We start from the raw sequence: 13,661 nt of genomic DNA, 5'->3' as shown, positions 1-13,661 counted from the left end.
AGAACCAAATCCTCTGTGCAGAGGAACTAGGTGACGGATCTTGGGTTGTTTGGCGTGACCTGTCCCGAGGCCCTCTTTGTGAGACCATCCTGCGTTGGAAAGGCCGCGAATGCCGCGATGGCTAGAAAGATCGGAATCCCCAGTTCGAGAATTTCTTCGAACACTGTGGAGGTATAGATCCGGGTGAGGTGGATGCCGAGAAATGTGAGATTTGATGGCGCCCCGTCGATGACCTTGGAGAGGACGGCGCAGCCGATAGCGGCGGCAATGGCAACGGCAGTCGCCTCGCCGTGGCGAAGCCCGTGCACAAAGCTGCGGAAGCCGTTCTTCAGGAGCAAATAGAAGGCAACGCCGAGGGCAATAACGACCGTCGCGCCGATTAGCTTTTCCAACAGCGGAACGTCAGGCGAGACATAGAGGGTGGTCTTGGTGATGTTGTGGGTGGTGAAATGCGCATGGAAGTCCAGCTCGCGCAGGCACATCGCGATCAGGACGGCGACGAGATACCACCGCTTGAGCAGGTCCCGATAGGACATTTCCCGGACAAGCGTTGCCACGACGATCAAGTAGCCGGCCGCCGAGAAGACTTCAATTGGACCGCCCTCGCTGAGGTAAAACTTCCGTATGTCTTCGGGAAAGAAAGCGAGCGGCAGGGCGATGAGAAAGACGAGCACCAGCAGGGCAAGGCCCATTTGATTGAAATAGTGGCCCTTGCCGTAACCGGTCTTTCTTTCGCTCCACGCCATATCTGTCTCGCCCATGTCTGTCGCACCGACTCTCTATTGATCGTGATTTCACTCAATTTGAAAGATTGGGCCTTTGTCAAGTTGCCGCTCCGTATGCCGCCCTATGCCCGGCCGCTTGCCGGCGCTCTGACGGCATGACTGCGCAAGCGTGGACGAGCCTGGTCCGGCCTAGCGCGGTGATGGCTGCCTGTCCAGAAACGTGTCTGTGTAGCGACGACGACCCGTTCGCTCACGCCACCGATCGCCGCCATCGACCCTGCGGCGGTGTTAATCGATCGACACCCCACCGCCTGTTGCGTAAAGGCGCTGTTGGACGCTCTCACGATCCAACCAACGGAACTGTGACAGTTGTCGCATAATTGATCGGATATTGATCGAAGTACGGGAACTCGATCACGAAAGCATATCTGGCCGTGAGATGCGCCATGCGGAAGCCGCCGCTGGGAGGGTCGATTGCTATCGTCACATCGACATCTTTCAATCCCAAACCCAGCAATTTTTCTGTGGCTATGGCCTCTATTTCGGCCTCGGTCAGCGAGTTCTTCAACTGCAGCGCACGTGAGGACGTTTCCAGCGTATAGCGAACGCTGGACATGGCATTCAGAGCCCAGCCGAATGCGAAGATACCGAACAAAAGCATTATCAGAAAAGGTGCGATCAGCGCGAATTCCAGCCCAGTCCCACCTGATGCATCACGGCTGAACGCTCTCGCGATCCGCTTAGCGGACACGGATCACCTCTTGATGGCCGATCTCGCGAGAAAGAGAAAACGCGCCAAAAATGAAGGGCGGGGACCAGGTCGCCGTCGCTTTTATTTCCACGAAGACCGAGGGAGCTTTCGTCCCCCCGTTGCACAGGCTCGATGCATCGACCACGGTGCTTCCGCACATGTATTTCCGGCCCAGTGTAACCTGTGCGCCTTCGGGATGGTTTTCCCAACTCGAAAGGGCAACGGCTTGGGTGGCCGCGTCGTCGGTTGCTCCCTCCATCACAAGATTTGCCGCCGTCTTGACGCTTGCGCGCATCGACAGCGAGCTTGATACGAAAGACCAGCCGTCAATGATGCCGAAAAGCACCAGGCAAAGGATCGGCACAATCAGGGCAAACTCCACCGCAGCAACACCCGAATCGTTCCGGAAAATCCGACCTGACCGCCGTTCCATGACGGTTACTCGACAAGCTGAACGGATTGCGCGGCCGGAATCTCTCGCATTCCGAGGCTCGTGCAATTCTGCTTGATGCTTGTAGCGCCGGACCACTCTATCGTATCGGCGACGACCTGTGTGCAACCATCTTGGCCCGAGAAATTGCCGAGATATTTAACCTCTTGCGTTGGAAAATACAGAGCACCGGTCAAAAGCGAATCCGCCGTGCCATTAAACGAGTTCGATCCCGCCAGGTTTGCTCTGTCGCCGTAAAACAGCACACCCGAATAGGTGCCTGACGTCGGGGCGCTAAGCTTGACGGTGGCCGTGCCGTTCATGCTGACGCCGGAGCTGCCGGCCAGATAGATGATGACTCCGTCGCCGGAAATATTTGCGTTCGCGCTTGCTTTGAAATCGCCCCCCTCAACGACATATACCCCAGGCGAGAGCGTTACACTGCCGCTCAAGCTGAGCCCCTTGCAGTATGTTCCAGGTTCCAAGGTCGACTGATTGTCGTTTTGACAGGGGTACGTGGCTGGCGGCGCCGGCAAGTCGGCAAAAGGATCCGCAGCGGGCAGCGCCTGGGTAAGCGGGTTCGCGCAAACGGTTTTTACAACGTTGCTCAATGAAACACCGCCTGCCGATATCAGGCAATCGGCCTCCAGATATGCCGACCCTTGAAGCTTAAGGGCGTCTGCGGCGATTGAATCCGACATGACGGAGCAGCCGGTCAGCTTGAGGTTCGAACTGCCGGAAAAGAGCGCCGCTCTCGAAGCGGAAGGATTGAGCGCCAGAACGCAGGCTTTTGACGCGTCCGTGATAAGAGCCACGGCCCTTGCCTGAGCGCCGACCGCGCTTTGACTGAATATCGATGTGAAAAATCGATCGAGCGTCTGATGGACGATGACCTCGACCGCCTTTTTTGCGACATTCGGTCCGGACGATGGAGGCGTGAAGACCTCGATTGTGCCTGTCGATGGTCCCCAGCCGTTCGTGGTCGCTGACAGCGTCGCGGCCGAGACAATCGTTGGCTTGTCGGATCCCGAAGCTTTTTCCAAAGCGCCAGCATAGGCTGCCGCATCCGCCACCGCCTGTAGCTTCAGGCTGCTGTAATACCAATAGGAAGTCTCGACACCGAGGCCCGCTCCGCCGACAACAATCGGCAAAGACAGGGCAAAAATAATAGCAACGTTGCCGCTCTCGCTATTTCGTCTGAAAAAACGCCTGAAGGTACCGCCACCCCATCCCATTTGCCTATTCAAGCAGCGATGCATAAAGAAATGACTAAGAATTTCACTCGATTTGTTAGCTGCGCTCCTCGCCATCCGCCGACGCTGAACCAGCTTCTTCCAGTTCCCGGGGTCATGCGCAAGAAATTGCCGACGAGGTCCGGTTTCGTTGGCAAAAGGTTACCGTTACCTGCTATTCCCCCTTCAAATCAAGAGCAGTGGACTTGCGCATGACCAATGTCGCCCTGACCGGGCTTGCCCGCGATCTCGCCAAGCGCGCCGCGGAAGGCCGTCCGGTGCGCATCGGCGTCATCGGCTCCGGCGAAATGGGCACCGACCTGGTGACGCAAGGCATGCTGATGCCGGGCATTGCGGTGTGCGCCGTCTCGACCCGCCGCCCCCACACCGCGCGCGATGCCGTCCGCATCGCCTATGGCGACGAGGCGATGGCACGGGAGGCCGATACGCCGTCGAAGGTCAGCGAGGCGATCGAGAGCGGAAAAATCGCCATCACCTCGAACGAGATGCTGGTCACCAATCCGCTGATCGACGTGGTCATCGACGCCACCGGCAAGCCCGGCGTCGCCGCCGATTTCGACCTGATGGCGATGGAGCACGGCAAACATCTGGTGATGATGAATGTCGAGGCCGACGTTACCATCGGCTGCTATCTGAAGCAGCAGGCCGACCGGCTCGGCGTCGTCTATTCGGTCGGCGCCGGCGACGAGCCGTCGAGTTGCATGGAGCTGATCGAGTTCGCCTCTGCGCTCGGCTACACCATCGTCTCGGCCGGCAAGGGCAAGAACAACCCGCTCAACCATGACGCGGTTCCCGATGATTATCGCGCGGAAGCGCTGCGCCGCAACATGAACCCGCGCATGCTGGTCGAGTTCGTCGACGGCTCGAAGACCATGGTCGAGATGTGTGCCATCGCCAACGCCACCGGGCTGGTGCCTGACATCGCCGGCATGCACGGGCCCAAGGCCAACCGCGATGAATTGGCCAAGGTGCTCATCCCGCGCGCCGATGGCGGCATCCTGTCGAGAAAAGGCGTCGTCGACTACACCATCGGCAAGGGCGTGGCGCCCGGCGTCTTCGTCGTCGTCGAGGCGACGCATCCGCGCATCATCGAGCGCATGGACGACCTGCATATCGGCCATGGGCCCTATTACAGCTTCTTCCGGCCGTATCATCTGACCTCGCTGGAAGTGCCGCTCACCGCCGCGCGCATCGCGCTCTATGGCAAGCCGGACATGGTGCCGCTGCCGAGGCCGGTTGCCGAGGTCTGCGCCGTGGCCAAGCGCGATCTGGCGGCGGGAGAGACATTCGACGCGATCGGCGAGACCTGCTACCGCTCCTGGACCATGACCGTCGAAGAGGCCCGCGCCAACCGCGCCGTGCCGGTCGGCCTGCTCGAAGGCGGCAAGGTGCTGAGACCGGTCAGCAAGGGCGAGCTGCTGACATCAGGCAATGCCGCACCCGACCCGAGCACCAGGCTGTTCGCCTTGCGCCGGCTGCAGGACGAGATGCTGTACGGAGCGGGGTAGTGCGGTGCAGAAATTTGATGCCGGCGGGACAGCGCCCCCCTCTGTCCTGCCGGACATCTCCCCCACCTGGGGGAGATCGGAGGTCACGCCGGCTTTCGCCAATCTCCAACATCGCAAGTGGTGAGTGGACCGCCGAAGCTGCCAATCTCCCCGCTTGTGGGGGAGATGCCAAGTTTTGGCAAAGAGGGCAGGACTGAGGGGGCGCGAAGGATCGCTACAGAACATTTGCTATTGCAACTGATCGTCGACCTTCGCCGCGACCGGCTTGCAACGCCTCAAGCCGCTACTTTCCCAGCTCGATCGACCGCAGCCGCGCCGCTTCCACCGCTTCGGTGAGCAGTTTTGTCAGCCGGTCCTCGCCCATCAGCACGGCCAATGCGGCGGCCGTGGTGCCGTTGGGGCTGGTCACCTGCTGGCGCAGCACGCCCGGATCTTCGCCGCTTTCGGCGGCGAGCGAGGCGGCGCCATAGACCGTCTGCATGGCCAGCAGCCTGGCGGTTTTGGCCGGCAATCCGGCCTTTTCGGCAGCCACGGTCAGCGCTTCGATGAAATGGAAGATATAGGCAGGTCCAGACCCGGACACCGCCGTCACCGCGTCCATCAGGCCTTCGTCCTCGATATCGGTCACTTCTCCGCTCGCCGAAAGCAGATCGGCAACGAAACGCTTCGTATCGATGGAGACCAGCCGGTTGGAAAACACCACCATCATGCCCTTGCCAATGGCCGCCGGCGTGTTGGGCATGCAGCGCACGACCGGCGCGCGATCGCCCAGAATGGCCTCTAATGTGGCGACCGGCGTTCCGGCGGCGATGCTGACGAAGGTGGTGCGGCCATCATTGAAGCGCCTGTAGGCGGCAGTCGCGTCGCGGATCACTTGCGGCTTCACAGCAAAGACGACGAGGGCCGGAACGGCATCTGCCGGAATGCCGCCGGCATCCGCCGCAGCACTGCAGCCCAGCGCTTCGGCGCGCTTGCGCAGATCGGCATTCGGCTCGATCACGAAAACCGCCGCCGGGGGCAGCTTGCCGGATTTCAGCCAGCCAGAGAGCATGGCGTAACCCATATTGCCGCAACCGGCGAGAACAAGCTTGATCGTCATTGGAGCCTCCGCAGAGCATCGGACCCCAAGTGGGTACCGGTTTTGGGAAAATCCGATGCTCAAACAACAAGATGGCTTCCCATAGACGTTCGTGGCGGGGCAGGGAAGCCCTGTTGGGACGGAGGATCAGGATGGACCACGAACCGCGATCGGCCGCAGCGACACTTGCCTGAGGCCGAACATGCCGAACACGAAGAACAGCCAGACCGGATCGGCGCGATGGAAGAAGAAGCTTTCGAGGAAGGCGTTCAGCGCGGCGAACAGCACCACCATCATGAAGAAGTCGCCGAGATAGATGTTTTCCTTGCGCAATGGGATGCGCATGTAATCGCGCAGCGGCGCGATCAGGAATGTGTAGACCGCCACGCAAAGCGCCGGGATGCCCATCAGCACGGCGATGTCGAGATAGCCGTTATGGCCGTGCACGATGGTCCTGATGTCCCAGGCCCGGTCGAAGGGCTGATCCTGGTTCAACAGCAGCGGCGTGCCCCAGAAGCTCTCGAAGCCGTAGCCGGTCCACGGCCGCTTCGCCAGCATCTCGCCGGCGAACTCCCACAGCGTCGTGCGTCCGGTGTAGGTCAGGTCGGGGAAATAGATTGCCGCCAGATGCTTCACCGGCGGCAGGAAGACGATGCCCAGCGTGCTGATCGCCGCGGCGATAATGGCCAGCGCGAACAGGATCAGCGTGCCGAGACGCATGCCGATCAGGCTCGGCAGCACGACGATCAGAATCGAAAACGGCACCAGTCCGGCCGTCGTCTTGGAACCGGTGTGCAGCATGAAGATCATCGCCGCGCAAAAGATTGATGCGCCCCAGAGCCGCCGTCCGCGCCGGTAGAGGTACAGCCCGGCGAAGCTGAAGCAGGCCATGACAGGCCCGGCGATGTTCTTGTGGGTGAACACGCCGCGCCACAGGCCGGCATGTTCCGGCTCGAGCGAATCGGTGGTGTGCAGCGCCTCGTTTGGAAAGGCGATGAGCCCGATATAGGACAGGCCCATGACGACGACGATGGTGAAGATGATGACTTTCGAGAAAGCCTCGGCGTCGCGCGGAAGCGCCAGGATCGTCGCCATCGTCAACATGCCGATCAGCGTGAAGGAGGCGGCGCGCATGGCCGACGGCGGGTCGGTTGCCATCACCACCGAGAGCATGAAGAAGCCCAGCATCAGCAGCCACGACGGGCAGAGCAGCGAGCGCACCACACGCGGGTCGGCGAAAGCCAGCAGCGAGAAGATCGCGATGGCGCCAAGCGAGCCGAAGCCGAGCTGGTTGACGATGTCGCCGCCGTCGCCGGGCATTTCGGCGCCGGCCGGCTGGAAGGGCCGGAACGACACCAGGATGGCGGTGAACAGCAGCGCCGCGATCGCGGTCGCGACGCCGTCGCGTGTGAACGCCGCGCTGAGCGGCGCGCGTTCAGTTCTTCTCAGGCTGCCGGTATTGCTCATTGGCATATCCGAATTCGGCAAGCACGCGGCCGACAGCTACATGGATTGGGTATAAGGCCGTCGCCAAAGACCCCGTCCGCGCCAGCCTGGCCGCGGCGCGAAACGGCGAGGCGGCAAGCAGCGCCAGGCTCTTCAAGAAAACCTTGGTGCCGGCGAACGGCGTGCCGGCCCGTTTCTTCTTCTCGACCAATGTCGAGATGACGCCGTTGCGCAGGCTGCGGGCGCGGATCCAGCCAGCTTCGACGCGTCGGGCAGGAACTGTTTCCCGCACTTGCGCCTCCGCGCACCAGCCAAGCACAAAGCCTCCCTGTGCGGCACGGCTCAGGAAATCGGAATCGCCGCCGCCCATGAAGTTGAATTTCAGGTCGAGAAAGGGCGGCCCCATGGCGGTGAGCACGTTGCGGCCGACCAGCAGATTGCCGGAGGAATAGAGCGCTGGCACACGCCCGGTCTCCCGGTAAGGTGGCGCAAAGACCGGGTGCTCGGCCCATCTGGCATGGGCCGCATCGGCAAAGTCAGGTTTTTGCGGGCCGCCGACAATGTCGGCACCGAGCGTCTCGGCCGCCTTGCACATACGCTCGAGCCACTGCGGATCGGCGATCTCGTCGTCGTCGATGACCAGCAGGTGCCTGAAATCAGGGAAGTGCAGGATCGCCATCTGCCAGCCGGCATTGTAGGCGCTGCAATTGCCGCGGTCATGCGCGACGATCACCATGCCCGGAATGTCGCCGCGCTCGAACAGCGGCAGCGCCGCCTTGGCGCCGGCGCGTGCCTCGGTCTCGTTCTCCATGACGATGATTGCGAAGCGTCTGCCGGTTTGCTGGCCCTTGAGCGATGCCAGCGTCGCCAGCAGTTGCTCGGGCCGTTTGAAGGTCGGCAGCGTGACCACGACCTCGACGGCCGCCGCGCCAAGTCCCGGCGACCGCCCCTCGATCGATACCGAACCGTCCGATGGCAAAGGGATCATCCGTGTCCAGCCCGGGATGGTGAGTTTGGCTCTCGATAGCATCGCGACGATAACGTTTCGTTAATCACCTTTGGCGGACAAGCCCGCAAATCCGCAACGCCGGGCCACCAAATACCTTCACTTAATCAAGGCTTCACCGCGCTTTGCTAGCTGGTCAGCACTGGATAGGTGAGATGCATCTGCTGTTCGCCACATCGATCGTGCCCGACGGTGCTCTTGCCTCGGGCTATGAGATCGCCAATGCCGCGATCATCGCCGCGTTGCGGCGCGCCGGCGCGCGCGTCACCGTGATCGGCTTCACCTGGCCGGGCAAGCCTGCGAGCGATCCGCAAAACACCATCGTGCTCGGTGCCGTCGATGTGCGCACCGAAAGCGCATCATCGCTGCAAAAGCTTGGCTGGCTTGCAAAGGCGATGCTCTCAGGCCTCACTTTCGCGTCGGTCAAGCTGCGCGTGGTCGCCGACAGCGAGGTCCGCGCCGCCGTCGAACGCGCCGGCCCGTTCGATGGCTATGTCTTGAATTCCGTGCAGTTCGCCGGTGCCTTCGAAAGGCTGTTCGGCGACCGGCCGTCGATCTTCGTCGCCCACAATGTCGAGCATCGTTCGGCGCAGGAGAACGCCGCTGCCGCGGGCGGCCTTTTCCAGCGCCGGTTGTTTGGCCGTGAGGCCAGGCTGCTCAAGGCCGTGGAAGAACGGCTTTGCCGCCGGGCACGCTTCGTCTTCACGCTGGCCGAGGAAGATCGCTCAGCACTCGGCGTCGCCTCCGACAACCGTTCGGCGGTGCTGCCGCTGGTGACATGCGAGCCGCCCGTGCAAAAAAAACCGCGCCGTATCGACTGCGACGCGGCGCTGATCGGCACCTGGACCTGGCAGCCGAACCGCATCGGCCTCGACTGGTTCCTGGAAAAAGTGGTGCCGCATCTCAGGCCCGATTTCCGGGTCAGGATTGCCGGCGGCGTGCCGTCGGGCGTCACGTCCGCGCATCCCGGCGTCGATCTCGTCGGCCGCGTGCCGGACGCGCAGGCTTTCGTGCGCAGCGCCGCCGTCATCCCGCTGATCAGCACCTCCGGCAGCGGCGTGCAACTCAAGACCATCGAAACCTTCGAACTCGGCCTGCCTGCCGTCGCCACCAGCCATTCGCTGCGCGGCATCGACCATCGCCCGGTCAATTGCGTCGTGACCGATGATCCGGTCGCCTTCGCCGGCGCCCTGGAAGCAGCAGCGGCTGATGTCAGGGACGTCGACGGCAGCGCTTTCCATCGCCGGCAGGTGAAGGCGCTCGATGCCGCAATCAGGCTCGGCCTGGAAAAGCTCGAGCCCGTCAGCCAGGAGGTGTTTGCATGAATATGCACACCGCCCGCGTCGCGTTCGGGGTCGACACTTTGAAATCGATCCTGGGCATCTCGGTCCTCGCCATCCGCTGGGACGACGCGGTCGCGCTGCTGACCCGGTTGATTGCAGAGCGGCGCTTCACCAAGGTCAGCTTTCTCAACGCGCACAACGCCAATGTCGCCTATACGGACCCGGTGGTTGCCGAGGCGCTCGACGATTTTCTAATCCTGCCGGATGGTGTCGGCGTCGATCTGGCGGCGAAGCTGCTTTATGGGGCGTCGTTTCCGGACAATCTCAACGGCACCGATTTCATCCCTGCTTTCCTGCAGGCGTCCGCCAGGCCGCTGACCGTGGGGCTGCTCGGCGCGACGCAGGTCAACGCCGAAGCGGCGTCGAAGAAGCTGGCGGCGCTCGCGTTGCAGCACCGATTCGTGGTCATCCATGACGGGTATTTCTCCCCCGCCGAGGAGCCGGCGATCGTCGATCGCATCGCCAGATTGCGGCCGGACGTGCTGCTTGTCGCCATGGGTGTGCCGCGCCAGGAATTGTGGATCGCACGCCACATCGATGCGCGCCACTGCACGCTGCCGATCGCCGTCGGCGCGCTGCTCGATTTCCTGAGCGGCACGGTGCCGCGGGCGCCGCTGTGGATGCGCCGACTCAGGCTCGAATGGCTGTTTCGGCTGTGGATCGAACCGGATCGCCTCTGGCGCCGCTATGTGGTCGGCAATCCCCTGTTCCTGTGGCGCGTCATCGGCCAGAAATTCTTGCGCAGGCCCGCTCCTGCCAGAGCAGGCCGCGGAGCAGACCGTTGAACAGCCGGTTCATACCGAGCCCCGATGCCGAAGCCGATGTCCTTCGCCGGACGCCGACGGCGGCGGTCGTGACGGCAAGCTATGCGCCGGATTTGGAGCGTTGCCGCCTGCTGTGCGAGACCCTCGACCGCTATGTTTCCGGCGTGGCGCACCACTATATTCTTGTCGAGCATCGCGACATGGCGCTGTTTCGCCAGCTGGAGAACACCCGCCGCACGGTCGTCGATGAGCGGGACCTGTTGCCGCGCTGGCTGCATGCCTTCGACGATCCGCTCAGCCTGTTCCGCCGGCGCATCTGGCTCAGCCTGAAGACCATGCCGCTGCGCGGCTGGCATGTGCAGCAGCTTCGCCGCATCGCGATATCAGCGCATGCCGGCGAAGACGTGCTGGTCTTCTGCGATTCCGACGTGGCCTTCCTCAAACCTTTCGACTGCAGCGCCTTCTGGCGCGATGGCAAGGTGCGTCTGTTCCGCCGCGACGGCGTGCTGTCGGATGAAGGCCATGAGGAGCATCGCATCTGGTCGCGCAATGCCGGTTTGGCGCTCGGCATCGAACCATCGGAGGTTTCGACCCACGACTACATTTCGACGCTGATTGCCTGGCGCCGCGAAACCGTGACGGCGATGTGCGCGCGGATCGAGAAGGTCCACGGCCGCAACTGGGTCGAAATCGTCGGCGCGGCGCGCAAATTCTCCGAATGCATGATCTACGGCCGCTATGTCGACGACGTGCTCGACGGCGCCGGCCATTTCCACCGCCCAGAGGAGTTCTGCCGCGTCCATTGGACGGGCGAAGCGCTGTCGGATGACGAGTTCCGCCGCTTCGTCGCCGCCATGGCGGGCGAACAGGTGGCCATCGGGATGCAATCCTTCATCGGCACAGATATCGGCCGCATCCGCCGTCTGATCGGGCTCGATTAGCAAGGTCAAAACCCGATCACTCTAACGACCGGGTTCGATCCCTCGCAGATGTTTAGTTGGAGCGTCGCATGACGCGATCTGACCCGAAGACGACTCTCACAACTCCACTCACGGAACGGCCGTTGTGCGCCGCATCTCAGCCGTAGAGATCAGGTTTGCCTCTTCCTGAAAGCAGACCTTGCCGGGGACCACGCTGGAGGTCGTGGTTGCGCCAGAACCGGCCATTCAGTTGACACAAGTCCATCGGCGGGAGTTGACCTCTTAGCGGAAGTTAGAACCACTGCCCCTCAAGAATGCGCAAGCAGCCTCCTAGCCGCCAAAATTGACACGGCAACGCAACTCACGACGCTGGACGAGTTGTCGACGTTAGATGGGGTTGGTCAATCGGACCTGTTCACTCTCCCATCGTCTTTAGAGCCCGGGCGTGATTTTATTCAAAGCGCATGTCGATCCGCCGAGGGCTGGTTCGTCGACTTATTAGCGAGACTGTTCAGCGGCCATCACGTCCGCGGCTCGCCTCAGGAGGAGTTCTCAAATGCGCTTCATGTCCTTCGTCACTTCCGCCCACGCCGGACCGCCAACGGCGGAACTCATCGAGGCGATGAACAAGCTCGCCGACCGGGAAATCAGGGCCGGCCGCATGGTCGACATGGGCGGGCTCACGCCGGTCGCGATGGGCGCGCAGGTGCGCATCGCCGATGGGAAGCTCAGCGTCATCGATGGCCCGTTCGTCGAGACGAAGGAGGTCATCGGCGGCTACGCGATCATGGAGTTCCGGAACAAGGAAGAGGCTGTGGCGTCGGCGGTCGAGTTCATGCAGCTCCACAAGGATTTCATGCCGGATTGGGAGGGCACGTGCGAGGTCCGCGCGTTTGCCGGCCCTTGAGGCGACGTTCCTGCAGACGTGGTCGGCGGCCATGACGGTCGCCGACGCCCATCGCACGATCCTCGCCGTGTGGCGGATCGAGCAGCCCCGGCTGATCACCAGTCTGGCGAGGATGCTGCGCGATGTGCCGTTGGCCGAGGATTTGACGCAGGAAGCCCTGCTGGCCGCCCTTGAGCGGTGGCCCGCCACAGGCGTTCCCGAAAAACCCGGCGCCTGGCTGATGGCGACCGCCAAGCGCCGGGCCCTGGATCATCTGCGCCGCAGCCGGATGCTCGAGCGCAAGCACGACATTGTCGCCTGGGACATGGAGGAGGAGCAGCAGGCCATGCCCGACCTTGACTCGGCTCTTGACGACGACATAGGCGATGAACTGCTTCGGCTCATCTTCACCGCCTGTCACCCGCGACTGTCGCACGAGGCGCGCGCGGCGCTGGCACTGCGGATGATCTGCGGCCTGACAACCCAGGAGATCGCCAGGGCCTTCCTGCTGCCGGAGGCGACGATCGCCCAGCGCATCGTGCGCGCGAAGCGGACTCTTTCGGAATCGGGGCTGGCCTACGAGACCCCAAGCGGCGAGGAGCTCTCAAAGCGGCTCTCCTCGGTGCTGGAGGTCGTCTACCTCATCTTCAACGAAGGCTACACCGCGGCGCGCGGCGAGGACTGGCTGCGCCCCCAGCTCTGCAATGAAGCGCTTCGCATAGGCCGCGTGCTCACCTCCATCGTGCCGCACGAGCCTGAAGCCCATGGACTGCTCGCTCTGATGGAGCTGAACGCCTCGCGCACGGCGGCGCGTACTGATGCAGGGGGCGAGCCAATCCTCATGCTGGACCAGAACCGCGCACTCTGGGACCAGCTCCAGATCCGGCGCGGGATGCAGGCGCTCGGGCGAGCACGCGAATTAGGTGGAGCCGGCGGCATTTACGTCCTCCAGGCGACGATTATCGCCTGCCACGCCCAGGCGAGGACGGCGGGCGATACCGACTGGTCGCGCATCGCCGGACTTTATGCGGAACTGGCGGCTGTCGTGCGCTCGCCAATCATCGACCTCAACCGCGCGGTTGCCGTCGGCATGGCCGAGGGCCCAGAAGTGGCGCTGGTGATCGTGAACCGCCTTACGCGCGAGCCGGCGCTCAAAGGCTATCACCTGCTGCCGAGCGTTCGCGGCGACCTACTCCACAAGCTCGGCCGCTACGAGGAGGCGCGCGCCGCGTTCGAAGCGGCCGCGGCGCTGGCGGGCAACAAGCGGGAACATGACCTGCTGAGACGTCGCGCCGCCGAGGCGGCCGACGCAGCGATGTCATCATAATCCCTGATCAGACAAGGACATGGTCGACCGGGGCTTTTGTCATTTCCCTGTGCAAGGTCTGACGTGGATATCGCTGAACGTCCGCTGTCCCCCGAGCCGGCGTTCCAAGGTGGTTCCGTGAAACGGCAGCTTAGGGTCAGTTCGCGACCCTGGCCCCAGCAGGTCGCGGTTGCGCCATCTGCCGACGTTAGCGTAAAACGCGGCAAGGGTCCGCTCTGTGGGCG

13 protein-coding genes are annotated in these 13,661 nt (G+C 62.8%); 6 read left to right on the top strand and 7 right to left on the bottom strand.

The features are described 5' to 3' along the window. Positions 1-26: 26 nt before the first annotated feature. The 4 genes from CIT26_RS04420 to CIT26_RS04405 form a co-directional block, all read right to left on the bottom strand. A complete protein-coding gene (locus tag CIT26_RS04420; RefSeq protein WP_095491437.1) occupies positions 27-761 on the bottom strand; it encodes a hypothetical protein in 735 nt (244 codons plus the stop codon). Between the two features lie 304 nt (positions 762-1,065). Further along, a complete protein-coding gene (locus CIT26_RS04415) occupies positions 1,066-1,476 on the bottom strand; it encodes a TadE/TadG family type IV pilus assembly protein (RefSeq protein ID WP_095491436.1) in 411 nt (136 codons plus the stop codon). Then, positions 1,466-1,909 carry a TadE/TadG family type IV pilus assembly protein gene (locus CIT26_RS04410; RefSeq protein ID WP_027155565.1) on the bottom strand — a complete coding sequence of 148 codons (444 nt, stop codon included), beginning with the start codon at positions 1,907-1,909 and terminating at the stop codon, positions 1,466-1,468. Before CIT26_RS04410 ends, CIT26_RS04415 begins: the two co-directional genes overlap by 11 nt. A 5-nt stretch (positions 1,910-1,914) precedes the next feature. Next, entirely contained in the window at positions 1,915-3,141 is a 1,227-nt protein-coding gene (locus CIT26_RS04405) for a pilus assembly protein TadG-related protein (RefSeq protein ID WP_095491435.1), read from the bottom strand. A gap of 209 nt (positions 3,142-3,350) precedes the next feature. On the opposite strand from CIT26_RS04405, the gene CIT26_RS04400 reads away from it, so the two are divergent. Continuing rightward, positions 3,351-4,667 carry an NAD(P)H-dependent oxidoreductase gene (locus tag CIT26_RS04400; protein ID WP_095491434.1) on the top strand — a complete coding sequence of 439 codons (1,317 nt, stop codon included), beginning with the start codon at positions 3,351-3,353 and terminating at the stop codon, positions 4,665-4,667. Positions 4,668-4,950: 283 nt separating this feature from the next. Here the strand turns inward: CIT26_RS04400 and proC are convergent, their stop codons facing one another. The 3 genes from proC to CIT26_RS04385 all read right to left on the bottom strand — a co-directional run bounded on the left by proC (position 4,951) and on the right by CIT26_RS04385 (position 8,179). Beyond that, positions 4,951-5,766, bottom strand: a complete 816-nt coding sequence (gene proC / locus CIT26_RS04395; protein WP_095491433.1) for a pyrroline-5-carboxylate reductase — start codon at positions 5,764-5,766, stop codon at positions 4,951-4,953. A 126-nt stretch (positions 5,767-5,892) separates the two neighbouring features. After that, positions 5,893-7,212, bottom strand: a complete 1,320-nt coding sequence (locus CIT26_RS04390; RefSeq protein ID WP_095491432.1) for an O-antigen ligase family protein — start codon at positions 7,210-7,212, stop codon at positions 5,893-5,895. Next, positions 7,181-8,179: a glycosyltransferase family 2 protein gene (locus CIT26_RS04385; protein ID WP_095491431.1), complete on the bottom strand. Its 999-nt coding sequence runs from the start codon at positions 8,177-8,179 to the stop codon at positions 7,181-7,183. The genes CIT26_RS04390 and CIT26_RS04385 overlap by 32 nt, the downstream gene beginning before the upstream one ends. 173 nt (positions 8,180-8,352) lie before the next feature. Here CIT26_RS04385 and CIT26_RS04380 point away from each other — a divergent pair, with 173 nt between their 5' ends. The 5 genes from CIT26_RS04380 to CIT26_RS04360 all read left to right on the top strand — a co-directional run bounded on the left by CIT26_RS04380 (position 8,353) and on the right by CIT26_RS04360 (position 13,437). Further along, positions 8,353-9,522, top strand: coding sequence for a glycosyltransferase (locus CIT26_RS04380; RefSeq protein ID WP_095491430.1), 1,170 nt, complete (start codon positions 8,353-8,355; stop codon positions 9,520-9,522). Beyond that, positions 9,519-10,325 carry a WecB/TagA/CpsF family glycosyltransferase gene (locus CIT26_RS04375; RefSeq protein ID WP_095491429.1) on the top strand — a complete coding sequence of 269 codons (807 nt, stop codon included), beginning with the start codon at positions 9,519-9,521 and terminating at the stop codon, positions 10,323-10,325. Before CIT26_RS04380 ends, CIT26_RS04375 begins: the two co-directional genes overlap by 4 nt. Then, complete coding sequence (locus CIT26_RS04370) at positions 10,322-11,245, top strand: DUF6492 family protein (RefSeq protein WP_095491428.1); 924 nt, start codon at positions 10,322-10,324, stop codon at positions 11,243-11,245. Before CIT26_RS04375 ends, CIT26_RS04370 begins: the two co-directional genes overlap by 4 nt. A 535-nt stretch (positions 11,246-11,780) precedes the next feature. Beyond that, a complete protein-coding gene (locus tag CIT26_RS04365; RefSeq protein ID WP_095491427.1) occupies positions 11,781-12,131 on the top strand; it encodes a YciI family protein in 351 nt (116 codons plus the stop codon). A 31-nt stretch (positions 12,132-12,162) separates the two neighbouring features. Beyond that, positions 12,163-13,437 (top strand): RNA polymerase sigma factor, encoded by a 1,275-nt coding sequence (locus tag CIT26_RS04360; RefSeq protein WP_095491641.1) that lies wholly within the window; start codon positions 12,163-12,165, stop codon positions 13,435-13,437. Positions 13,438-13,661: the final 224 nt, after the last annotated feature.

The sequence above is a fragment of the Mesorhizobium temperatum genome (assembly GCF_002284575.1).
Taxonomy (GTDB): Bacteria; Pseudomonadota; Alphaproteobacteria; order Rhizobiales; family Rhizobiaceae; genus Mesorhizobium; species Mesorhizobium temperatum.
This window is presented reverse-complemented; position numbering and strand designations above follow the sequence as displayed.

Coding starts and splice junctions, on each gene's coding strand:
- CIT26_RS04390 (WP_095491432.1), bottom strand. CDS start 7,212: ATGAGCAATACCGGCAGCCTGAGAAGAACTGAACGCGCGCCGCTCAGC.
- CIT26_RS04380 (WP_095491430.1), top strand. CDS start 8,353: ATGCATCTGCTGTTCGCCACATCGATCGTGCCCGACGGTGCTCTTGCC.
- CIT26_RS04385 (WP_095491431.1), bottom strand. CDS start 8,179: ATGATCCCTTTGCCATCGGACGGTTCGGTATCGATCGAGGGGCGGTCG.
- proC (WP_095491433.1), bottom strand. CDS start 5,766: ATGACGATCAAGCTTGTTCTCGCCGGTTGCGGCAATATGGGTTACGCC.
- CIT26_RS04400 (WP_095491434.1), top strand. CDS start 3,351: ATGACCAATGTCGCCCTGACCGGGCTTGCCCGCGATCTCGCCAAGCGC.
- CIT26_RS04375 (WP_095491429.1), top strand. CDS start 9,519: ATGAATATGCACACCGCCCGCGTCGCGTTCGGGGTCGACACTTTGAAA.
- CIT26_RS04360 (WP_095491641.1), top strand. CDS start 12,163: ATGACGGTCGCCGACGCCCATCGCACGATCCTCGCCGTGTGGCGGATC.
- CIT26_RS04410 (WP_027155565.1), bottom strand. CDS start 1,909: ATGGAACGGCGGTCAGGTCGGATTTTCCGGAACGATTCGGGTGTTGCT.
- CIT26_RS04365 (WP_095491427.1), top strand. CDS start 11,781: ATGCGCTTCATGTCCTTCGTCACTTCCGCCCACGCCGGACCGCCAACG.
- CIT26_RS04405 (WP_095491435.1), bottom strand. CDS start 3,141: ATGGGATGGGGTGGCGGTACCTTCAGGCGTTTTTTCAGACGAAATAGC.
- CIT26_RS04420 (WP_095491437.1), bottom strand. CDS start 761: ATGGGCGAGACAGATATGGCGTGGAGCGAAAGAAAGACCGGTTACGGC.